The sequence below is a fragment of the Streptomyces stoeckheimensis genome (assembly GCF_045822005.1).
GTDB lineage: Bacteria > Actinomycetota > Actinomycetes > Streptomycetales > Streptomycetaceae > Streptomyces > Streptomyces stoeckheimensis.
In genome coordinates this window covers 3,667,758-3,688,374 of the sequence record NZ_CP169550.1, presented here as the reverse complement: position 1 = coordinate 3,688,374, position 20,617 = coordinate 3,667,758, and the positions used below count along the sequence as shown (strand labels likewise).

Below are 20,617 nucleotides of genomic sequence, written 5' to 3'. Positions count from 1 at the left end.
TAGTCTGACCGGAAGTGCACAGAGCGGCGGCGGGGATTCGTGGAACAGCAGACAGGTGCGGGTGCGGTGCTCGCGGGCCGGTACCGGCTCGTGGAGCCCATCGGCAGGGGCGGCATGGGCAAGGTGTGGCGCGCGCACGATGAGCTGCTGCACAGGACGGTAGCCGTCAAGGAACTGACGGCGGGCCTGTACGTCGCCCAGGCCGACCGGGACGTCCTGCACGCCCGGACGCAGAAGGAGGCCCGGGCCGCGGCCCGGATCCAGCATCCGGCGGTCGTCACGGTCCACGACGTACTGGAACACGACGACCGGCCCTGGATCGTCATGGAGTACATCGACGGTCCCTCCCTCGCGGACGCGGCGAAGACGGCCGGCCGGATCGAACCCCGCGAGGCGGCCCGGATCGGGCTGCACGTGCTCGGTGCGCTGCGCGCCGCGCACGCGGTCGGAGTCCTGCACCGGGACGTGAAACCGGGCAACGTGATGCTCGCCAAGGACGGGCGGGTGATGCTCGCCGACTTCGGCATCGCCGCGATCGAGGGCGACTCCTCCATCACGCGCACCGGCGAACTGATCGGCTCCATCGACTACCTGGCCCCCGAACGGGTCACCGGCGGGTCCCCCGACCCGGCCTCCGACCTGTGGTCGCTCGGCGCGACGCTGTACACGGCCGTCGAGGCCCGCTCGCCCTTCCGCCGCACCTCGCCCATCTCCAGCCTCCAGGCCGTGGTGAACGAGGAGCCGCCCGCCCCGACCCACGCGGGCGCGCTGGCCCCGGTCATCACGGCGCTGCTGCGCAAGGATCCGGCGAAGCGGCCGTCGGCCGACGAGGCCGAGCAGATGTTCCTGCAGGCGATGGAGGGCCGGGAGCCGAAGGCGGCGCAGGCGTACGTCCCCACGCGCGCGATGGGCTCCGAGGAGCTGGGCGCCGCCCGGAACGAGCCGGTGGACACGGCCGAGCCGGCCGGCGGAGCGGAGCAGGGCCAAGGCCAGAGCCAGGGGCCGGAGCAGGGCCGGGCCCCGGAGCCGGAGCCGGTGCTCGCCGCCCGGTCCGAGGCCGGACCGGGCGGAACGGGCCGCGGGGACACCGGGGCCCCCGGCCGGATCAGGCGTGCTGCGGTCATCGCCGTGGTGGCGGCGCTGCTCGGCGGCGGCGGGGTGTTCGGGATCCTGAAGTACACGAGCGACTCGGCCACGGACGGCGCGATCCCGGGCCGGACGGCCGGTTCTCCGGACGTGTCGGCCGGTGCCTCGGCCGGCGCCGGGGACGCCAAGGGGCAGGCGGTGAAGGCTCCGCCGGCGGGCTGGAGCAAGGTGGTCGACAAGCAGGGCTTCACCCTCTTCGTCCCGGACGGCTGGAAGCGCCGGGAGGACGGGTCGCAGATCGACTACACCGGGGACGGCGGCAAGCACTTCATCCGGATCGCGATGGACCGCAAGCCGACCTTCAAGGATCCGTACGCGCACCTGCTGGACCTGGAGAAGCAGGTCCAGAAGCGCTCCGACTACAGGCAACTGACCCTCCACCCGAACACCTTCCGGGGGCAGGTCAAGGCCGCCCTGTGGGAGTTCGTCTGGACGGAGAAGACCGGGGCGTTCACCGGGCCCCGGCAGGCCATCGAGCAGATGTACTACGCACCGGACGGCACCGAGTACGCGGTGTACATGTCGGGTCCGGTCGCGGACTGGGACACGACCCGGGATCAGTTCGACGTGGTGCTCAGCGGCTGGGAGCCGGCCCCGCCCCGCTGATCCCGGTGATCCCGGCGTCCGCCGGGTGCCGGATTTCGCCATCCTGCCAGCGATCACTGGCAGAAATGGCAAAATCCGGTTACCGGCGGGTACCCAAAGCACCCCCCGGCGCAATACGCTCACGGCCATGACGGACACGCAGGCCCCGGCCCCCCTCCGCAGCGCCCCGCAGCCCACCAACCCGGTCGCCCCCGCCCCGGCCGGCGCCCGGAGCGCCGCCGACGTGGTGACCCCCGAACTGGTCGCCCGGCTGACCCGCGGAGTGGCCGGCTCCGGCCGCACCGCCAACCACAGCCCCTTCACCGGGGACCGGCTCGCGGAGCTCCCCGAAGCCACCCCCGAGGACGTGGCCGAGGCCTTCGCCGCCGCCCGCGCCGCGCAGCCCGCCTGGGCCGCCGTGCCCGTCCGCGCGCGGGCCGCCGTACTGCTGCGCTTCCACGATCTGGTCCTCTCCCGGCAGGCCGAGGTGCTCGACCTGATTCAGCTGGAGACCGGCAAGGCCCGCCTGCACGCCCACGAGGAGGTCCAGGCCGTCTCCATCGCGGCCCGGCACTACGGCCGCAAGGCGCCCTCGTACCTGCGCCCCAAGGGCCACACGGGCGCCATGCCCACCCTCACCAAGGTCACCGAGCTGCGCCAGCCGCGCGGGGTCATCGGCCAGATCGCCCCCTGGAACTACCCCCTCGAGCTCTCCATCGGCGACGCCCTGCCCGCCTTCGTCGCGGGCAACGCCGTCGTGATGAAGCCCGACACGGAGACCGCGCTCACCGCCCTGTGGGCCCGCGACCTGATGATCGAGGCGGGCCTGCCGGCCGAGGTGTTCCAGATCGTCCTCGGCGAGGGCCCGGTCGTCGGCCCCGAGGTGGTCCGGCACGCCGACTACGTTTCGTTCACCGGCTCCACGCGTACCGGCCGCGAGGTCGCCCAGGGCGCGGCCGCCCGCCTGGTCGGCGCCTCCCTCGAGCTCGGCGGCAAGAACGCCATGCTCGTCCTGCGCGACGCCGACGTGGAGAAGGCCGCCGCCGGCGCCGTCCGCGCCTGCTTCTCCTCCGCGGGCCAGCTCTGCATCTCCATCGAGCGGCTGTACGTGCACGCCTCGATCGCCGACGAGTTCGTCGCCCGGTTCGCCGCCCGGACCAAGGCCATGCGCCTCGGCTCCTCCCTCGCCTACGGCGCCGACATGGGCTCCCTGGCCGGCGAACGCCAGCTGGCCGCCGTACAGCGGCACGTGGACGACGCCGTGGCCAAGGGCGCCACCCTCGTCACCGGCGGCGTCGCCCGCCCCGACATCGGCCCGCTCTTCTACGAGCCGACCATCCTCGACGGCGTCGAGGCCGCCATGGCGGTGTGCGGGGAGGAGACCTTCGGCCCGGTCGTCTCCATCTACCGCTTCACCGACGAGGACCAGGTCATCGAAGAGGCCAACGGCACCTCCTACGGCCTGAACTCCAGCGTGTGGACGAAGGACGCCCGCCGCGGCCACGCCGTCTCGGCCCGCCTGCGCACCGGCACCGTCAACATCAACGAGGGCTACGCCCCGGCCTACGGCTCCGCCCAGGCGCCCATGGGCGGCATGAAGGAATCCGGCCTCGGCCGCCGCCACGGCTCCGAGGGCATCCTCAAGTACACCGAGGCCCAGACCGTCGCCCACCAGCGGCTGCTGCCGATGGCGCCCTCGTTCGGGATGGACGACGAGAAGTACGCGGCGTTCATGACCCGCAGCCTCCAGGTCATGAAGGCGTTCCGACTCCGCTAGGCCGTCTCTTTCGGATCTTGCCGGGCCCGCGACGCCTGGCACCGTGCCTGGCCGCACTGCCAGGGCAACCGAGTACGTCCAGTACGCGCGTGCCCCGACAGCACGGCCAGGCACGGCACCAGACGCCGCGGGCTCGGCCGACAAGATCCGAAAGAGACGCCCTAGTCCGTTCCGCCCGTCCGTTCCGTTTGGGAGGCACCGCAGTGTCGTACGACTACGACGTCATCGTCATCGGATCGGGTTTCGGAGGGTCGGTCTCGGCGCTGCGGCTCTCCGAGAAGGGGTACCGGGTCGGCGTCCTGGAAGCAGGACGCCGGTTCACCCGCGAGAGCCTGCCGAAGAACAGCTGGGACCTGCGCAACTACCTGTGGGCCCCGGCCCTCGGCCTGTACGGGATCCAGCGCATCCACCTCCTCGGCAACGTGATGGTCCTCGCGGGCGCCGGGGTCGGCGGCGGTTCCCTCAACTACGCCAACACCCTCTACGTGCCCCCCACCGCCTTCTTCGAGGACCGGCAGTGGGCGTCCATCACGGACTGGCACGACGAGCTCGCCCCCTACTACGACCAGGCCAAGCGGATGCTGGGGGTCCGGCTCAACCCGACGACGACCCCCTCCGACGTCCACCTCAAGGCGGCCGCCGCCAAGATGGGCGTCGCGGACTCCTTCCACATGGCCCCGGTCGGCGTTTTCTTCGGGGACGGTGAGGATGCCGAGGGACAGGGCAAGGTCCGCCCCGGTGAGGAGGTCGCCGACCCGTACTTCGGCGGCGCCGGGCCCGCCCGCAAGGCCTGCACCGAGTGCGGGGAGTGCATGACCGGCTGCCGGCACGGCGCGAAGAACACCCTGAACGAGAACTACCTGCACCTCGCGGAGCGGGCCGGCGCCGTCATCCACCCCATGACCACGGTCACCGCCCTCTCCGAGCACCCCGACGGCGGCTACCGCGTCCGCACCGTCCCCACCGACGGCCGGCGCCGGGGCAAGCCGAAGGTGCTGCGCGCCCGCCACGTGGTCGTCGCGGCGGGCACGTACGGCACCCAGACCCTCCTGCACACGATGAAGGACCTCGGCGAGCTGCCCCGCCTCTCGGACCGGCTCGGCGATCTGACCCGGACCAACTCCGAAGGCCTCGTAGGGGCTCAGACGGACGACCGGCGCTATCGCAAGCGGCACGGCAAGGACAAGCGGGCCGACTTCACGCGGGGCGTGGCCATCACCTCCTCGGTGCACCCCAACGCCGACACGCACATCGAGCCGGTGCGCTACGGCAAGGGCTCCAACGCGATGGGCTTCATGACGATCCTCCAGGTGCCGTACTCACCCCACCGGGTCCGCGCCTGGTTCGGGCGCACCGCCCGGCACCCGGTGCAACTGCTGCGGTCCCTCTCCAACCGGCGCTGGTCGGAGCGGACCATCATCGGCCTGGTCATGCAGTCCCTGGACAACTCCCTGACCACCTACCGCAAGCCCGGCGGCATAGGGAAGGGCCTGCTCACGGCCCGGCAGGGCCACGGAGCGCCCAACCCCGTACAGATCGCCGAGGCCACGCGGGCGGCGACGCTGCTGGCCGAGGAGATCAACGGATTCCCGGGCAGCAACGTCGGCGAGCTGATGGGCACCCCGCTGACGGCGCACTTCCTCGGCGGCTGCCCGATCGGCGCCTCGCCCGAGGAGGGCGTGGTCGACCCGTACCACCGGCTCTACGGGCACCCGGGCATCTCGGTGGTGGACGGTTCGGCGGTCTCCGCGAACCTCGGGGTCAACCCGTCGCTGACGATCACCGCGCAGGCGGAACGGGCGATGTCCTACTGGCCGAACAACGGCGAGCGCGACCCGCGCCCGGAGCAGGGGGCGGCCTACACCCGCCTGACGGCCGTGGAACCGGTCCGCCCGGCGGTGCCGAAGGAGGCCTTCGGGGCGCTGCGCCTGCCGTTCCTGGCGGTACCGGAGGTTCCGCCGCGCTCGGCGGCGCCCACCGAATAGACGACTTCGGCGGGTACCGCAATCCCCCTCCGAGTGCGGTACCCGCCGAACTACATGCAAGACATCTGTTCGCCCCGGATGGTTGTAGAGAAATCCGGCGACGGAGGTGTGGCGTCCGTCACAGGGTGAGCGGTACAACCAGGGAGGGCCCTCGCGTGTCAGGACCGGCATGAGAAAGCGCATCTCCCTGCTGGCGGCAGCCGGCCTGGCGGCCATCGGTCTGGCCGCCCCCGCGAACGCCGCGGGCCCGGTATTCATGCTCACCAGCCCGGCGGAGATCGGCCTGTTCCCGCACCCCGGGGACACCGGCAAGCCGCAGAAGACCAGGGTCGACTTCCGCGTGGAGAACGAGGCCGGGGCGCCCTTCAACAACCGGATCACCTACACGATCGACCTGAGCGCGCTCAAGGGCGTCGTCGACGTGGCGCTCGACAAGGAGCAGGACTACGGCTGCACCCTCGCCGCGACGACCGTCACCTGCGAGGACTGGGGGATCTGGCACGGAAGCAGTGTGGTCGGCCTGGACCTCACCGCGGCCAAGGGCAGCAGGACCGGTGCGGTCGTCGACCTGACGATGACCGGGTCGGCGGAGGGCGCCACCTTCAAGCCCGCCACCACGAAGGTCAGGATCGGCGGCCCCGACCTGGTGATGGAGAAGTCCGAGCTCAAGGCCAAGCTGACCCCGGGCGAGACGCAGCCGCTGCCGATCGTCTTCGGCAACACGGGCACCGAGTCCGCCAAGGGCGTGGCGCTGGAACTGAAGACCACCCACGGCATGGACCTGGTCGAGCAGTACGACAACTGCGCCTACAGCCAGGACAACACCGAGGGGCAGCCCTGGAACACGGGCTGGAGCACGACGGTCTGCACCTTCGACAACGTCGTCCAGCCCGGTGAGTTCTACGAGATCGCCGGTCCGCTGACCCTGAAGGCCGCCCCGCACGCCTTCATCGACGGCCTGATCTACGGGGTGCACGAGGCCGGCGAGGAGCCGAAGTCCGGGCGGAAGCTGGTCAAGCCGAGCACGGGCAAGAAGCTGGAGGCCCGCAAGCGCGCGGCCAAGGGCGCGCTCCGCTCGGCGGACCTGGACCCGTGGAACAACCAGCACGAGTTCGACTTCGAGACGAAGAACACCGCCGACCTGGTCGCGGCCGGGGCCTCCCTCAAGGGCAAGGCGGGCGAGACGGTCAAGGCCGACCTCGGCTTCCGGAACAGCGGCCCGGCGTGGATCGCCTACCTCCGCTCCGGCGAGGACGTGGCCATGACGGACATCGTGATCCCGGCCGGAGCCAAGGTCACCAAGGTGCCGGCGGACTGCCGGGCCGCGACCGCGCAGGGCGAGCAGCGCGAGGAGCAGCTGGGCGCCCCGCGCTACTTCTGCTCGACGTCGCACGTCGTCGGCGAGAAGGAGAAGTTCTCGTACCCGTTCGAGCTGAAGATCGAGAAGGTCGTGGCGGCCGCCACCGGCTCCGTCTCGGTCGGCGGCTGGGCTCCCGGCGGCACCACGCAGCCGCGCTGGGACCCGAACCACGACAACAACACGGCCGCCCTCGTGCTCAACGGCAAGGACCCCGTCCCCACGCCGACCCCGGCCCCGACCACCGCGAGCCCGACGCCGACGGCGCCCACGTCCCCGGCGGCCACGCCGGGTGCGAGCGCCTCTCCGAGCCCGGGTGCCGGTACGGGCAACGGCAAGACGCCGAACGGCGGCCTCGCCACGACCGGCGCCGCGACCGGGCCGGTGCTGATCGCCGGCGTGGCGCTCGTCGCCGCCGGTGGCGCGGTCTTCCTGGCCTTCCGCCGGCGGGTCACCGGCCGGGCGTGAGCGGGAGAACGGCAGAACAGCAGAACAGCAGAACAGCAGAAGAACGGCCGGTCCGGGGCGTCCCCCGGGCCGGCCGTCCTTTGTGTGGTGACCGGGCTGCTGTCCCCTGCCGTCCGGTCACATGAAGGAGCGAGGTCCCACGACGCACGCCCGGCAGGGGGTGCGTCTCATCGCTCCAGCTGAGCCACGCGTGGTGCTGCGGTCCCGCACCTGGCTGGCACGGTCATCCGCATCAACGAAGGGCCGTGGGGGCGGTCACGGTCCGGACGGGTGACGAACAGCGACGCGGGCGCAGTTGCGGGCCCCTCCACGGGCCCCTCCACGGGCCCCTCCGCGGGCCCCTCCGCGGGCCTCAGACCCGGCCGCGGCACAGCTCCAGCAAGGTCATCGCGAGCGTGGTGCCGGGCTTGCCGAGGGCGTCGCTCCAGTGGCTGAGGACCTCCATCTCCCGCGACAGGTGCACCCGGCGCCCGCCCGAGCCGATCCGGGCCTCCTGGATGACGGTCGAGACGGCCATCCGTTCCTGGATCAGGCCGATGATCCGGTCGTCGATGGCGTCGATCCGCTCGCGGGAGTCGGTGATGAGCTGCTCGGGGGTGGTGACGGACATGGGGTTCTCCTGTCGGGTGGGGGTCCGACCGGAGCGGGAAACGCCAGAGCGCCCCGGTCCTGTCGGACCGGGGCGCTCTGGGAAGTCAGTGGCTCAAGCGAGCATCACGATGACCCATGGCGACCGGACCGGCCGGTGCCATAGGTAAAGAGGAAGCTCAGCTGCTTGCGCATGGAGGGATTATGGCCCTCTGTCCCGCTCCGTGCCAAGCCGGTTCGGACGGTGAGACGAAGAGGGGTATCCGTCCCCCGTTAGAATCGACAAAACAACCCCCTCTTCCGCCGGAAGGCCTGCCCCGTGCCAGAAGCCACCTTCGCCACCCACGACAGCGCCCCGGACACGGTTCTCGTCGTCGACTTCGGCGCCCAGTACGCGCAGCTGATCGCCCGCCGCGTCCGCGAGGCACGGGTCTACTCCGAGGTCGTGCCCAGCACGATGCCCGTGGCCGAGATGCTCGCCAAGAACCCGAAGGCGATCATCCTGTCCGGCGGCCCGTCCTCCGTGTACGAGGAGGGCGCCCCCCAGCTCGACGGTGCGATCTTCGAGGCCGGCGTCCCCGTCTTCGGCATGTGCTACGGCTTCCAGCTCATGGCGGTCACCCTCGGCGGCACCGTCGACAACACCGGCTCGCGCGAGTACGGCCGCACCCCGCTGGCCGTCTCCAAGGCCGGATCCACCCTCTTCGAGGGCACCCCCGAGAACCAGTCGGTGTGGATGTCCCACGGCGACGCCTGCTCCGCCGCTCCCGAGGGCTTCACCGTCACCGCGTCGACCGACGTCGTCCCGGTCGCGGCCTTCGAGAACGACGAGAAGAAGCTCTACGGCGTGCAGTACCACCCCGAGGTGATGCACTCCACGCACGGCCAGCAGATCCTGGAGCACTTCCTCTACCGCGGCGCGGGCCTGCAGCCCACCTGGACCCCCGGCAACATCGTCGAGGAGCAGGTCGCCCTCATCCGCGAGCAGGTCGGCGACAAGCGCGCCATCTGCGGCCTGTCCGGCGGCGTGGACTCCGCGGTCGCCGCGGCCCTCGTCCAGAAGGCCATCGGCTCGCAGCTCACCTGCGTGTACGTGGACCACGGTCTGATGCGCAAGGGCGAGACCGAGCAGGTCGAGAAGGACTTCGTCGCCGCCACCGGCGTGCAGCTGAAGGTCGTCGACGCACAGGAGCGCTTCCTGAACGCGCTGGCCGGCGTCTCCGACCCGGAGACCAAGCGCAAGATCATCGGCCGCGAGTTCATCCGCGTCTTCGAGCAGGCCCAGCTGGAGATCCTCCAGGAGGACGGCCCGGCGGTGGCCTTCCTGGTCCAGGGCACCCTGTACCCGGACGTCGTCGAGTCCGGCGGCGGCACCGGCACCGCCAACATCAAGTCCCACCACAACGTGGGCGGGCTCCCCGAGGACATCGAGTTCGAGCTCGTCGAGCCGCTGCGCCAGCTGTTCAAGGACGAGGTCCGGATGGTCGGCCAGGAGCTCGGCCTGCCCGCCGAGATCGTCCAGCGCCAGCCGTTCCCCGGCCCCGGCCTCGGCATCCGCATCGTCGGCGAGGTCACCAAGGAGCGTCTGGACCTGCTCCGCGAGGCCGACGCCATCGCCCGCCACGAGCTCACGGCGGCCGGCCTGGACCGCGAGATCTGGCAGTGCCCGGTCGTCCTGCTGGCCGATGTCCGCAGCGTCGGCGTCCAGGGTGACGGCCGTACGTACGGCCACCCGATCGTGCTGCGCCCCGTCTCCTCCGAGGACGCGATGACCGCGGACTGGACGCGCATGCCGTACGAGGTGCTCGCGCGGATCTCCACCCGCATCACCAACGAGGTGCCGGACGTCAACCGCGTCGTCCTGGACTGCACGAGCAAGCCCCCGGGCACCATCGAGTGGGAGTAGCCCTCCCGCTCGCCCCGCTGGTCGCGGTGTGAGAAAGACGTGACGAGGCCGCCGCTCCCGTACGGGGAGCGGCGGCCTCGCCGCGTGTATGGCCTCTTCGGCCGGTCGCAGGTACTTTGCGCCGCGACCTTGAAGGAGGGGCCATGACCGAGCGACTCGCACCCGCATCCGCACACGCACCCGCGCCCGTGCCCGTGGAGCGGCTGGGCTTCGAGATGCCGCCGGTGTTCGCCACCCCCGGGGAGGCGCGCGCGCACCGCAAGGAGCGGCTCGCCGCGGTGCTGCGGCTGCTGGGCAGGCTCGGGTACGAGGACGGGGTGGGCGGGCACGTCAGCGCCCGGGACCCGGAGTTCGAGGACTGTTACTGGGTGAACCCCTTCGGCCGGGCCTTCGGCGCGATCGGCCCCGACGACCTGCTGCTGGTCGACGGGGAGGGGCGGGTCCGCCAGGGGGAACGCAGGGTCAACCAGCTGGCCTTCGCCGTGCACGCGGCCGTCCACCGGGCCCGGCCGGCCGTGGTGGCCGTCGTCCGCACGCAGGCCCCGTACGGCCGGGCGCTCGCCGCGCTCGGCGAACTGCTCGCCCCCGTCACCCAGGAGGCCTGCGCCTTCTACGAGGACCACGCGCTGCTCGACGAGTTTTTGGGCGGCGGGGCGGGCACCGGGGACGCCGAGCGGATCGCGGGTGCGCTCGGCCCCTACAAGGCGCTGGTGCTGCGCAACCTCGGGCTGCTGACGGTCGGCGACTCGGTGGAGGCCGCCGCGTGGTGGTTCATCGCGGCGGAGCGGGCCGCGCAGGTGCAGCTGATCGCGCGGGCGGCCGGGAAGGCCGTGCTCATCAGCCACCACGGTGCGCTCGCGACCCGGGAACGGTTCGGGTCGGATCTGGCCGCCTGGGCCAACTGCCAGCCGCTACTGGAGACCGTCGGAGCGGGTCCGTCAACATCATGAACGGTTAATCACCTGCTCTGACATCGTGCGCAATCCGGAACACTGCCGCAGTGGTGCACAATTCGCTGGCATTGCACCGTAGTTCAGAGAGGCGGCACGTTCGTGGCTGTCCAAGAGATGTCCAGAAGCACCCATACCGCGGCCTGTGCCTGCGAGGACTGCACACGAGAGGGGCACCGCCGGGCGGTCGCGGCGTTTTTGGCGAAGCGCGACGAGTTCGCCTCCGGGCAGGGGGTTCCAGCCGCCGTGGCCCACTCCCTGGGAGCCTCCCGCCAGTGGGTCTCCGACGAGCTGACCCTGTCGGCCCGGACGGTCGCCGACCGGGGCCGGGAGGCGGGCAGTTCCTGGCTCTACCTGTTCTCCCGGCGGGCCGTCCTCGCCGTGTGGATCGCCGCGGGGGTGCTGCTCCTGGTCCAGGTCGGCACCGCGCTCGGCACCGGCTGGTCCACGGCGCGCACCGCCGGGCTGCTGGCCGCACTCGTGCTGGCCGCCCTGCTGACGGTGGCGGCCCGCGCACAGACGCTCCGGGGCGGCCTGCTGGCCCCGCTGGTCGGTGAGGACAACCGGCTGTCCACCTCGAAGGCGGTACCGAGCGCCTGGCTGGTGCTCACCGCCTTCGCGACGCTGCTGCCCGCGCTGCGGCTGGCTGCCTCCTCGCCGGGACCCGAGCGCCAGGCGCTGTACGAGGGTCTCGCCCTCGACCGGGCGCTGCCGCTGCTGGCGGTCCTCGGGCTGACCTCGGGGGTCGCGGTGCTGGTTCGCCGGGTGGTCTCCGTACGGATCATGGGGCAGCGGTTGCAGAAGCTGCCGGCGGACCGACCGTCCGGGGTGGACCTGCTGACGGACGACGCGGGCCGGGGCTCCTTCCCGGACGCCCAGTACGTGCTGGTCTCCACGGCGGCGCTGGTCTTCGCGGGGGTTTCGCTGGCCCGGTTCCCGGACCGGCTGCCGGCACTGCCGTGGGCGCTCGCGCTGTTGGTGGCGCTGTCGGCGGCCGTGTACCTGGCGGCGAAGTACGCCGAGGGAAGCCGCCCGCTGGTCCTGTCGGTGGTGCGCAGACGCGAGCCCGGGGATCTGGACGCGGCGATCCGCCCCGGGGACGACATCGAGATCCGCGGAGTGGGCTTCGTCCCGCCGGGGGCGCAGACGCCGGAGATGCTGGCCCGGCTGGTGGTCCGAGTGGGCGCGGTCCATGTGCACGTACCGCTGGTCCCGGTGGCGGGCGGCTTCACCAACCCGTCCGACGCCGTGCTGACCGTGCCGGTCCCGGCGGAAGTGGAGCCGGGGCGGATCGAGATCCAGGTCGTCACTGCCGCGGGGGTGGAATCCAACCGGTGCACCATCGACGTGGCGGAGTGAAGCGGGTACACATAGCGCGTGACCCGAACTGACGTCCCCTCCGGCGCCCCTGACGCTCCCACCGGACCGAGCGGCCCCCGCGCCCTGCGCGAGTCGGCCGCCCGCCACGCGCTCCTGCCCCTGCGGATCTTCCTCGGCGTGACCTTCGTCTACGCAGGCCTGGACAAGCTGACCGACTCCGCCTTCCTCTCCGCCACCGGCAGCGGCTCCATCGGCGAGCTGATGAACGGGGTGCGCGACACCTCGGCGATCCCGGCCATGGTGGACCTGGCCCTGAAGGCGCCCGTCGGCTTCGCCGTGGCCCTGGCCATCGGGGAACTCCTGGTCGGCCTGGGGGTGCTGGCCGGACTGCTGACCCGGATCGCGGCCGTGGGCGGAGCCCTGATCTCGCTCAGCCTGTGGCTCACCGTGTCCTGGGCGGTGACCCCCTACTACTACGGCAACGACCTGATCTACCTGATGGCCTGGACCCCGCTGGTCCTCGCCGGGGCGCCCTACCTCTCGCTGGACTCGCTGATCCGCTCCCGCCGGTCACGGCGCACGGCGTAGGTCACCAGCCCGGCGACGGCGGCGAACGCGAGACCGCCCGCGGTCATCATGAGGACGAAGAACCAGGGCGGATCCGCCTCGCCCGCCGCGCCGAGGAGATAGAGCACCCCGGCCGCCATCAGGACCAGTCCCGCGATCAGCCGTCCCGGCTGGAACTCATGACGCCGCACGGGCCACCTCCACCTGTCCCACACCCGCGCTCAGGTGCAACTCGATCGTGCCGCCGGCCTCGGTGCCGGGGGAGGGCTGCAGGGTCACCCGCCGCACCTCGTCACGGCTCTGGATGCGTATGTGTTCGCCCGTATCGCCGGGCATCTGGATGTCGCCCAGCTCGATGGCCGCCTCCGTCTCCGCGGTGACCTCCCTCGGGAGGATCACCCGCAGCCGGCCGGCGTCGATGGAGGCGCGGACGGGCACGGTCGCGCCCTTGGGCACGTCCAGGCGGCTGAGGTCCAAGGTGGCGAGCCCGGTGCCCGCCTCGTAGGACGGCGCCACGTCGGCCACCGCGGCCGGCCGCCAGACGACGTCCTTCCACGCGGTGCCGATCTCCTTGGGCAGGGCCACCGCCCCGGCCAGCAGCACGGCGGTGATCACCGAGAGCAGGACGGTGCCGAAGCCGGTGCGGCCCTTGACCGAGCTCACCGCGAGCCCGAGGCCGAACACGGCGAGGGCGGAGGCGAAGCCGACCTGCAGGGCATGGCTCAGGGTGCTGCCCTCCCAGACCGAGGCGGTGGCGACGGCCCAGGCGAGCAGGGCCAGCACGAACACCCGGCCGCCGATGCCGCCCCGCGGCTCCTTGCGGACCTGCTGCGCGCCCTCCGGTGCCGCGGGCGCGGCCGGATCGCCGCCGGGGCCGACGGGCACCGAGTCCTCGGGACCCCACAGGTAGCCCGTCGAGCCGACCGGCCCCGTGGTGCCGTCCTTGACCAGCGGATCCCGCCACCAGGACGGGCCGCCGGGCACCGGCGGCGCCTGGGTCTCCGGCGGCGCCGGACTGTGCACGGTGCGGTGCCCGGTGCGGGTCGCCGCCGGGTACACGAACTCCGCGCCCGCGGCGGCCTGCTCCTCCTCGCTCGGCTGGATGCGCCCGCCGGACCCGCTCCGCCGGCGCTGCGACCAGTACGCCGCGCCGCCCAGCGCCAGCACGGCCAGGACGGAGAAGACTGCCAGCCCGCCGTTGTCCAGCATCGACAGGAACAGGGCGCAGCCCACCAGTGCGGCGAACACCGCCGCCAGCGTCGAGCCCTCGATCCGGCCGGTCAGCAGCTTCTTCGCCTCGCTGTCCTCCTCGCCCTCCTGGGGCAGCAGCAGCCACGCGAAGCCGTAGAAGATCAGACCGACGCCGCCGGTGACGGCCAGGACGCCGAGGACGATCCGGAATATCACCGGGTCGAGATCGAAGTACCGGCCCAGGCCGCTGCACACGCCCGCGAGCACCTTGTCGCGCTTGCCGCGGCGCAGCGGAGACCGCTCGACGAGCGGCGAAGCGGAGCCGGCGCCCGGGCCGGCCGCGCTCGAGCCGGCTCCTGCGTCCGGCGGCGGGGAATCGTGTACTTCGGTCATGCCTACATGGTGACGGTCCGCCGTCGCCGCGGGCATCCGGATCTACCCTGGCGCAACCCTGATATCCCCCCGAGAGAACTGGGGGGCTGCCCTGATGTCACGGGCGCCGCGCGCGTGTGACCATCGGTGACATGCCCGTAGCAGCCGCCCCCCGCCCGCCGTACGCACCGGATTCCGACGAGACGCCGCAGCGCAAGCTCTACCGCAGCGCCGACGGCCGGATGCTCGGCGGAGTCGCGCGCGGACTCGCCGGGCACCTGGGCCTGCCCGTCGTCTGGGTCCGGCTCGCCTTCCTCGGCCTGTTCATGTGGGGCGACGGCCTCGGCGTGCTGCTCTATGCCGCGTTCTGGGTCTTCGTACCGCTCGGCGTCGGCGGCCGCAGCGGCCACCGCTCCTACTTCGACACCCTCCCCGACGGCACCCGGCGGCTGCGCAAGCCCGAGCGGGGCCAGATCATCGCGCTGATCGCGCTGTGCGTCGGCGCGGGCATCTTCATCTCCCAGGTCCAGGTCGGCGGCAGCTCCGGACGGTACGTGTGGCCGACCCTGCTCGTCGGAGCCGGCGTGGTCCTCGTCTGGCGCCAGGCCGACAACGCCCGCCGCGCCCACTGGAACGCCGCCGCCGGCCGGCACGCCCGGCTGCTGCAGGCGGCCCGCGCGCTCGCCGGCGTCGCCCTGGTCGGCGTGGGCCTGACCGTCTTCATCGTGGTCCGCGGCTCCGCCGCCCAGCTCGGCAACGTACTGACCGCCACCCTCGCCGTCCTCGTCGGCGTCGCCCTCCTGGCGGGACCCTGGCTGATCCGCATGACCCAGGACCTCTCCGAGGAACGCCTGATGCGCATCCGCGCCCAGGAGCGCGCCGAGGTGGCCGCCCACGTCCACGACTCCGTGCTGCACACCCTCACCCTGATCCAGCGCAACGCCGAGGACGTCGGTGAGGTGCGCCGCCTCGCCCGGGCCCAGGAGCGGGAACTGCGCAACTGGCTGTACAAGCCCGAGGGCACCGGCAAGGACGAGGGCGAGGAGCCGACGACGCTGGCCGAGGCCGTGAAGAAGACCGCCGCAGAGGTGGAGGACCACCACGGGGTCCAGATCGAGGTGGTCGTCGTCGGCGACTGCCCCCTCGACGAGAAGCTGGCCGCACAGATGCAGGCCGCGCGCGAGGCGATGGTCAATGCCGCCAAGTACGGTGGCGACGGCGGCCCCGTCCAGGTGTACGCCGAGGTGGAGGGCCAGACGGTGTTCGTGTCCGTACGGGACCGCGGACCCGGCTTCGACATGGACGCGGTACCGGACGACCGCATGGGCGTACGAGAATCGATCATCGGCCGGATGCAGCGCAACGGCGGGACCGCGCGATTGCGGTCCGCGCCGGACGGCGGCACGGAAGTCGAGCTGGAGATGGAGAGGGCGGCGAAGGCAGCATGACCGAGGACAGCGCGAGCACCGGCGGCGTGACCAGGAGGGTCCGGGTGGTGCTCGTCGACGACCACCGGATGTTCCGCACCGGGGTGCAGGCCGAGATCGGCGAGACCGAGCGGACCGGGGTCGAGGTCGTCGGCGAGGCCGCCGACGTGGACCAGGCCGTCACCGTCATCACCGCCACCCGCCCCGAGGTGGTGCTCCTCGACGTGCACCTGCCCGGTGGCGGCGGCGTCGAGGTACTGCGCCGCTGCGCCCCGCTGATGGGCGCCGTCGAGGACCCGGTCCGGTTCCTCGCCCTGTCGGTGTCGGACGCCGCCGAGGACGTCATCGGGGTCATCCGGGGCGGCGCCCGCGGCTACGTCACCAAGACGATCACCGGCACCGACCTGGTCGACTCGGTCTTCCGCGTCCAGGACGGGGACGCGGTGTTCTCGCCGCGGCTGGCGGGCTTCGTACTCGACGCCTTCGCCTCGACCGACGCCCCGCCGGTCGACGAGGACCTGGACCGCCTCACCCAGCGCGAGCGCGAGGTGCTGCGGCTGATCGCGCGCGGGTACGCGTACAAGGAGATCGCCAAGCAGCTGTTCATCTCGGTCAAGACGGTGGAATCCCACGTCTCGGCGGTGCTGCGCAAGCTCCAGCTCTCCAACCGCCACGAGCTGACCCGCTGGGCGACGGCCCGCCGGCTGATCTGAGCCTCAGCGGTCCAGGCCCCGCTCAGGCGGGCCGCGAGGCTCCGGCCCAGGGCATCGAGTCCACCGGCGCGACGCGGACCGTGGAGCCGGGGCGCGGAGCGTGGATCATCTGGCCGTTGCCCACGTACATGCCGACGTGCGTGACGCCGGAGTAGAAGAACACCAGGTCACCGGGGGCCAGCGCGTCGCGGGAGACCCGCCGGCCCGCGTTGATCTGGGTGTAGGTGGTCCGCGGCAGCGCGACCCCGGCCGCGCGCCAGGCCGCCTGGGTCAGACCGGAGCAGTCGAACGAGCCGGGGCCCGTCGCGCCCCACACGTACGGCTTGCCGATCGCCCCGTACGCGAACGCCACCGCGCGGGCCGCGCGCGAGCCGTCGGAGGGCGGCGGAGCCTGGGTCGCGGGGCCGGCCGGGGCGGGGCCTGCCGAGCGGGCCTCGTAGGCCGCCCGCTCCTCGGCCGTCAGCTTGGCCAGCAGCCGCTGCGCGGCGGTCAGCTTCTCCTCGATCGCGGCCTTGTGGCCCGCGAGCTCGCCCTGCCGGGCCCGCAGGTCGGCGAGGCGTCCGGCGGCCTGGTCCTTGAGCTTCCCGACCTCGTCGAGCCCCCGCCGCACGGCCGAGATCTCCGCCGCGTTGCGGTTCCCGGCGCGGGTGATGAGGGCGGCCCGGTCCAGGTACTCCTGCGGATCGTCGGACATCGCCAGCTGGACGGCGGCGCCCAGCGTGCCGCTGCGGTACTGCGTCGCGGCCAGCGAACCGAGCGTGCTGCGGGCCGTGTTGAGCTGGTCGGTCTTGCGGGCGGTCTCGTCCCGCAGCCCGTCGAGCGCGCGCTGCGCCTCGTCGGCCTTCTCCTTCGCCCCGTTGTACTGGTCCGTCGCCGCCTCGGCCTCCTCGTAGAGCCGGTCCATCTCCGCCTTGACCTGCGAGGGCGTCAGCTGCGGATCGGCGTGGGAGGTGCCTTCGAAGGCGGTGGCGGTGGCAGCGCCCGCGAGGGCGAGGGTGGCGGCGGTGGTGCGTACGGTGCTCCGTGCCGTGCCGCTGGTGAGCGGGCGCTGCCTGGGCTTTCGATGACTGGCCACGAGGGCCTCACGTCCTTCCTCCGTCGGTGCTTGGGGGAGGACGCTAGACCCGAAGGTAACGGGCAGATGACGAGATGGTCGAAAGTGTCCGCACGTGATCGGACCTGGGCGGGAGGGTGGCGCCCGATGGCCTTTCGGTGTCAGCGCCAGAGAACGGCGATGAAGATATTGACCATCGTCAGTCCGCCGACCGCGCCGAACAGTGCCTTCTCCACCCGCTCCTCGTCGCGCTTGACGTACACGATCGCCAGGATCACGAAGAGGATCGCGAGCTTCACGCCGATCTTGATGTTGTTGACGGTCCCGCCGTCCATTTCGCGGAAACCGACGAGCAGGACGCCGGTGACGAGCATGGTCAACGCACCGTGCAACATCGCGGGCACGAACCGGGCGGTGCCGGCGCTCATCGCCTTCATCTGGGTCAGGAACCCACCGAGGAGCGAGGCGATCCCGATGATGTGCAGGCCGAGGAAGACGTTGATGAGTACGTTCATGGCGACGAGCCTAGGCGGTGGCCATCAGCGGATTTCCGTCAGGCGGGCGAAGACGACCACGTTGCCGTCGTAGCCCCCCTTCTTGGAGAAGCCGCCGCCGCAGGTGATCACGCGGAGCTCCGGGGCGCCCTTGGGGCCGTAGACCCGCGCCGCCGGAAAGCCGTTCTTGCCGACGACCTCGATGCCGTACACGGTGAACACGGCGGTATGGCCGTCCTGTCGGTCCACCTCGACGTGTTGGCCCTGTTTGAGCGAGCCGAGCGCGTAGAAGACGGCCGGACCCCGCTCGTTGTCCACGTGACCGTCGATCACCGTCGTGCCCCGGGTGCCCGGGGCGGGGGAACCCCCGTACCAGCCGGCCAGGTTCCGGTTCTCCGGCGGCGGGGCGTCCACCCAGCCCTCGGCGTCGAGTCCGACCCGGGTGACCGGGGCGTCGACCTGTACGGCGGGAATCCGGATCCGGGTCGGCGGGGAGGGCTTCAGTGGCTGCGGGGCCGGCGGGAGGCGGCGGGCGGCCGCGTCGTGGGCAGGGTCGCTGACCAGGGAGGCGGCCTGCGCGGGCTGCGGCGGACCGCCGTTCAGGTCGAGCCCGTTGGAGAGGAGGAACGTGCCGCTGAGGGCGACCACGGCGACGACGCCCCAGCCGCCGCGGGGCTTCGTACGTTCCTGGGGGCGGGGCATGATGCGCGCTCCTTCCGTGGTGCCGGGGGTTCCGGGGCCGGGTGCCGGCCCGGGTGCTGGACCGGGCCCGTCCGGTCGCCAGGGGCGGGTCGGACGGGCCCGGCTGTCAGGGGACCTGCGGTCAGGCCTGGTCGCCCGCCCGGCGGCGCATCAGGAACACGCCACCACCGAGTGCACCGGCCAGCAGCGCGGAACCGGCCGCGATCTCGGCGCCGTTCAGACCTCCGGCGCCGCCGCCGAGGCCGGCCTTGACGCCCTTGGAGGGAGTGGTCGTTCCGGCCTCTGTGCCGGTGCCGGTGCCGGTGCCGGTCGAGTGGCCCGCGACCGTGAGGGTGGTCGTGCCCTTCTCGCCCTTGCAGTCGAAGGTGACCTCGTACTGGGCACCCGGCTTGGCGTCCGCGTCCACCGTGGCGGTGGCGGGCTTGCCCTCGTTGAGCTCGACCGCGTCGAAGATGCCGGAGGAGGCCTTGACCAGCGGTTCCTGGCAACCGGTGGCGTTCAGCGTGACGGTGCCGCCCGGGGCGACGGTGGTGGGGGAGACGGTGAAGCCGAACGACGTGACGTTGGGCGTGGTCCCGCCGTCGTTGGCCGAGGCGATCGGCGCGGCGAGCGCGAAGGCTGCGGTGGACAGCAGGGCTACGGACGCGACACGTATGGAACGCATGGTGAATCCTCCGGGTCCCCGAGGCGCAGCAGCGAACTATTTGTCCGCAAAGAGGGGTAATTGCTCCTCGATGTGCTAGACGCTAGGCCCGGTTGGCGGAACGTGCGAATCGAACGGCACGAACGGACCAACGGAGAGGGTGAGTTGGCGGGCGCCCCGCCAACTCCTCTGATACGGACGGTGAGCGCCACGCCGGAGCGCCCGCCGCACGGTGGCGCTGAGTGACGGACACGCCGAGGAACACGCTGAGGAGCACACCGACGGAGAAGCCGGCGCCGTCGCGTTCACCCCGGCCGGACGCTCCCGTAGATCGGTTGGTAGTAGACCGAGTCCTCGCGGACGGACGTCCCCGGGCGCGGGGCGTGGATCATGCGGCCACCGCCGATGTAGATCCCGACGTGGCTGATGTCCGCGTAGAAGAAGACCAGGTCCCCCGGGCGCAGCGCGCTCGTCGCGATCCGCGGGGCCGCCTTCACCTGGTCCCAGGTGGTGCGCGGCAGCGTGACCCCCGCCGCCCGCCAGGCGGCCTGGGTCAGCCCGGAACAGTCGTACGAGCGCGGGCCGGTCGCGCCCCAGACGTACGGTTTTCCCAGCTGGGCCCGGGCGAAGGCCACCGCCCTGGCGCCGGCCGCCGACGCGGAGCCGTCCGCCGGCAGCGGCCCCGAAGCAGCCGGGGCCCGGGGGGCCAGGGCCCGCGCCCGCTCCGGCGCGGTGAGCTGCGCGAGCAGGGCGTTCGCCTCCGCGAGCCGGGTCTGCACGTCCTGCTTGCGCCCGCGCAGCTCCTCCTGCGCCCGCTCCAGTTCCGAGACCACCACGGCCGCCTCCCGGCGCTTGGCAGCCGTCTCCGCCCTGGCCCGGGTGTACTGGGTGAGCAGTGCGTCCTCGCGGCCGCCGAGCCGGTTCAGCAGATGCGTCTGCGCGAAGAAGGCCTGCGGATCGTCGCTGAGCAGCAGGGTCGCGGTCCCGCCGAGGCCGCCGGCGCCGCGGTACCGGTCGGCGGCGTAGCTGCCGAGCAGCCGCCGGGCCTCGTTCAGCTTCTGGGTGGTGGCGGCCACCTGGTCCATGAGCGCGGACAGCAGGGCCCGCTGCTCCTCGGTCCGCCCGGCCGCGGCGTCGTAGGCCTGGGTGGCCGTGCCCGCCTGCCGGTGCAGCTCGTCCACGCGGGTCCGTACCTCCTCCACCGAGGGGCGGGGCGCCGGCGCCGCCGCGGCCTGGTGGGGGAGGAGCAGGCCTAAGGAGGACAGGGCCGCGGTCGTGACGACCGCGGTGGGGGCGTTCGGATGTCTTCGGGTGCGCGGCTTGCGGTGGTGGGGGGAGGGGTGGGACGAGGGGAATCCGTACGTGTACACGG

Annotated in this window: 18 protein-coding genes; 10 read left to right on the top strand and 8 right to left on the bottom strand. The window is 72.4% G+C overall.

From position 1 onward, the window contains the following. Positions 1–39 precede the first annotated feature (39 nt). The 4 genes from ACE1OC_RS16410 (at position 40) to ACE1OC_RS16395 (ending at position 7,318) form a co-directional block, all read left to right on the top strand. Complete coding sequence (locus ACE1OC_RS16410) at positions 40–1,752, top strand: serine/threonine-protein kinase (protein WP_407837655.1); 1,713 nt, start codon at positions 40–42, stop codon at positions 1,750–1,752. Positions 1,753–1,879: 127 nt separating this feature from the next. Then, entirely contained in the window at positions 1,880–3,508 is a 1,629-nt protein-coding gene (locus ACE1OC_RS16405) for a succinic semialdehyde dehydrogenase (protein WP_407837654.1), read from the top strand. A 203-nt stretch (positions 3,509–3,711) separates the two neighbouring features. Then, positions 3,712–5,493: a GMC oxidoreductase gene (locus tag ACE1OC_RS16400; RefSeq protein ID WP_407837653.1), complete on the top strand. Its 1,782-nt coding sequence runs from the start codon at positions 3,712–3,714 to the stop codon at positions 5,491–5,493. Between the two features lie 169 nt (positions 5,494–5,662). Beyond that, positions 5,663–7,318, top strand: a complete 1,656-nt coding sequence (locus ACE1OC_RS16395) for a peptidase (RefSeq protein WP_407837652.1) — start codon at positions 5,663–5,665, stop codon at positions 7,316–7,318. A 352-nt stretch (positions 7,319–7,670) separates the two neighbouring features. On the opposite strand, the gene ACE1OC_RS16390 is transcribed toward ACE1OC_RS16395, so the two are convergent. After that, positions 7,671–7,928 carry a chorismate mutase gene (locus tag ACE1OC_RS16390; RefSeq protein ID WP_407837651.1) on the bottom strand — a complete coding sequence of 86 codons (258 nt, stop codon included), beginning with the start codon at positions 7,926–7,928 and terminating at the stop codon, positions 7,671–7,673. A gap of 297 nt (positions 7,929–8,225) precedes the next feature. Between ACE1OC_RS16390 and guaA the strand changes: the two genes are divergently transcribed. From guaA to ACE1OC_RS16370, 4 genes are all read left to right on the top strand, one after another. Continuing rightward, positions 8,226–9,812, top strand: coding sequence for a glutamine-hydrolyzing GMP synthase (gene guaA / locus ACE1OC_RS16385; protein WP_250744099.1), 1,587 nt, complete (start codon positions 8,226–8,228; stop codon positions 9,810–9,812). A 143-nt stretch (positions 9,813–9,955) separates the two neighbouring features. Next, entirely contained in the window at positions 9,956–10,762 is an 807-nt protein-coding gene (locus tag ACE1OC_RS16380) for a class II aldolase/adducin family protein (RefSeq protein ID WP_407837650.1), read from the top strand. 102 nt (positions 10,763–10,864) lie between these two features. Next, positions 10,865–12,121 carry a hypothetical protein gene (locus ACE1OC_RS16375; protein ID WP_407837649.1) on the top strand — a complete coding sequence of 419 codons (1,257 nt, stop codon included), beginning with the start codon at positions 10,865–10,867 and terminating at the stop codon, positions 12,119–12,121. Between the two features lie 18 nt (positions 12,122–12,139). After that, complete coding sequence (locus ACE1OC_RS16370) at positions 12,140–12,670, top strand: DoxX family protein (protein ID WP_407837648.1); 531 nt, start codon at positions 12,140–12,142, stop codon at positions 12,668–12,670. Here ACE1OC_RS16370 and ACE1OC_RS16365 read toward each other — a convergent pair. Together ACE1OC_RS16365 and ACE1OC_RS16360 are read right to left on the bottom strand one after the other, a co-directional pair. After that, a complete protein-coding gene (locus tag ACE1OC_RS16365; protein ID WP_266905352.1) occupies positions 12,616–12,840 on the bottom strand; it encodes a hypothetical protein in 225 nt (74 codons plus the stop codon). The two genes, ACE1OC_RS16370 and ACE1OC_RS16365, sit on opposite strands and share 55 nt — an antisense overlap. Further along, a complete protein-coding gene (locus tag ACE1OC_RS16360; protein WP_407837647.1) occupies positions 12,827–14,233 on the bottom strand; it encodes a PspC domain-containing protein in 1,407 nt (468 codons plus the stop codon). The genes ACE1OC_RS16365 and ACE1OC_RS16360 overlap by 14 nt, the downstream gene beginning before the upstream one ends. A gap of 131 nt (positions 14,234–14,364) precedes the next feature. Between ACE1OC_RS16360 and ACE1OC_RS16355 the strand changes: the two genes are divergently transcribed. Next, positions 14,365–15,660, top strand: coding sequence for a PspC domain-containing protein (locus tag ACE1OC_RS16355; protein ID WP_407837646.1), 1,296 nt, complete (start codon positions 14,365–14,367; stop codon positions 15,658–15,660). After that, positions 15,657–16,352 carry a LuxR C-terminal-related transcriptional regulator gene (locus ACE1OC_RS16350; protein WP_243333471.1) on the top strand — a complete coding sequence of 232 codons (696 nt, stop codon included), beginning with the start codon at positions 15,657–15,659 and terminating at the stop codon, positions 16,350–16,352. The genes ACE1OC_RS16355 and ACE1OC_RS16350 overlap by 4 nt, the downstream gene beginning before the upstream one ends. Before the next feature lie 22 nt (positions 16,353–16,374). On the opposite strand, the gene ACE1OC_RS16345 is transcribed toward ACE1OC_RS16350, so the two are convergent. The 5 genes from ACE1OC_RS16345 to ACE1OC_RS16325 all read right to left on the bottom strand — a co-directional run bounded on the left by ACE1OC_RS16345 (position 16,375) and on the right by ACE1OC_RS16325 (position 20,615). Next, positions 16,375–17,427 carry a C40 family peptidase gene (locus tag ACE1OC_RS16345; protein ID WP_407837645.1) on the bottom strand — a complete coding sequence of 351 codons (1,053 nt, stop codon included), beginning with the start codon at positions 17,425–17,427 and terminating at the stop codon, positions 16,375–16,377. A gap of 140 nt (positions 17,428–17,567) precedes the next feature. After that, positions 17,568–17,921 (bottom strand): hypothetical protein, encoded by a 354-nt coding sequence (locus ACE1OC_RS16340; protein WP_407837644.1) that lies wholly within the window; start codon positions 17,919–17,921, stop codon positions 17,568–17,570. Between the two features lie 24 nt (positions 17,922–17,945). Further along, the gene (locus ACE1OC_RS16335; RefSeq protein WP_407837643.1) at positions 17,946–18,602 is read right to left on the bottom strand and encodes a class F sortase; all 657 of its coding nucleotides are present in this window, start codon (positions 18,600–18,602) and stop codon (positions 17,946–17,948) included. A 121-nt stretch (positions 18,603–18,723) separates the two neighbouring features. Continuing rightward, positions 18,724–19,266 (bottom strand): hypothetical protein, encoded by a 543-nt coding sequence (locus ACE1OC_RS16330; RefSeq protein ID WP_407837642.1) that lies wholly within the window; start codon positions 19,264–19,266, stop codon positions 18,724–18,726. 284 nt (positions 19,267–19,550) lie between these two features. Then, a complete protein-coding gene (locus ACE1OC_RS16325; RefSeq protein ID WP_407837641.1) occupies positions 19,551–20,615 on the bottom strand; it encodes an NlpC/P60 family protein in 1,065 nt (354 codons plus the stop codon). Positions 20,616–20,617: the final 2 nt, after the last annotated feature.

What these genes read in the sequence shown, in the direction of transcription:
- ACE1OC_RS16335 (WP_407837643.1), bottom strand. Translation starts at nt 18,602, where the DNA reads ATGCCCCGCCCCCAGGAACGTACGAAGCCCCGCGGCGGCTGGGGCGTC.
- ACE1OC_RS16360 (WP_407837647.1), bottom strand. Translation starts at nt 14,233, where the DNA reads ATGACCGAAGTACACGATTCCCCGCCGCCGGACGCAGGAGCCGGCTCG.
- ACE1OC_RS16350 (WP_243333471.1), top strand. Translation starts at nt 15,657, where the DNA reads ATGACCGAGGACAGCGCGAGCACCGGCGGCGTGACCAGGAGGGTCCGG.
- ACE1OC_RS16390 (WP_407837651.1), bottom strand. Translation starts at nt 7,928, where the DNA reads ATGTCCGTCACCACCCCCGAGCAGCTCATCACCGACTCCCGCGAGCGG.
- ACE1OC_RS16330 (WP_407837642.1), bottom strand. Translation starts at nt 19,266, where the DNA reads ATGCGTTCCATACGTGTCGCGTCCGTAGCCCTGCTGTCCACCGCAGCC.
- ACE1OC_RS16380 (WP_407837650.1), top strand. Translation starts at nt 9,956, where the DNA reads ATGACCGAGCGACTCGCACCCGCATCCGCACACGCACCCGCGCCCGTG.
- ACE1OC_RS16405 (WP_407837654.1), top strand. Translation starts at nt 1,880, where the DNA reads ATGACGGACACGCAGGCCCCGGCCCCCCTCCGCAGCGCCCCGCAGCCC.
- ACE1OC_RS16355 (WP_407837646.1), top strand. Translation starts at nt 14,365, where the DNA reads ATGCCCGTAGCAGCCGCCCCCCGCCCGCCGTACGCACCGGATTCCGAC.
- ACE1OC_RS16395 (WP_407837652.1), top strand. Translation starts at nt 5,663, where the DNA reads ATGAGAAAGCGCATCTCCCTGCTGGCGGCAGCCGGCCTGGCGGCCATC.
- ACE1OC_RS16340 (WP_407837644.1), bottom strand. Translation starts at nt 17,921, where the DNA reads ATGAACGTACTCATCAACGTCTTCCTCGGCCTGCACATCATCGGGATC.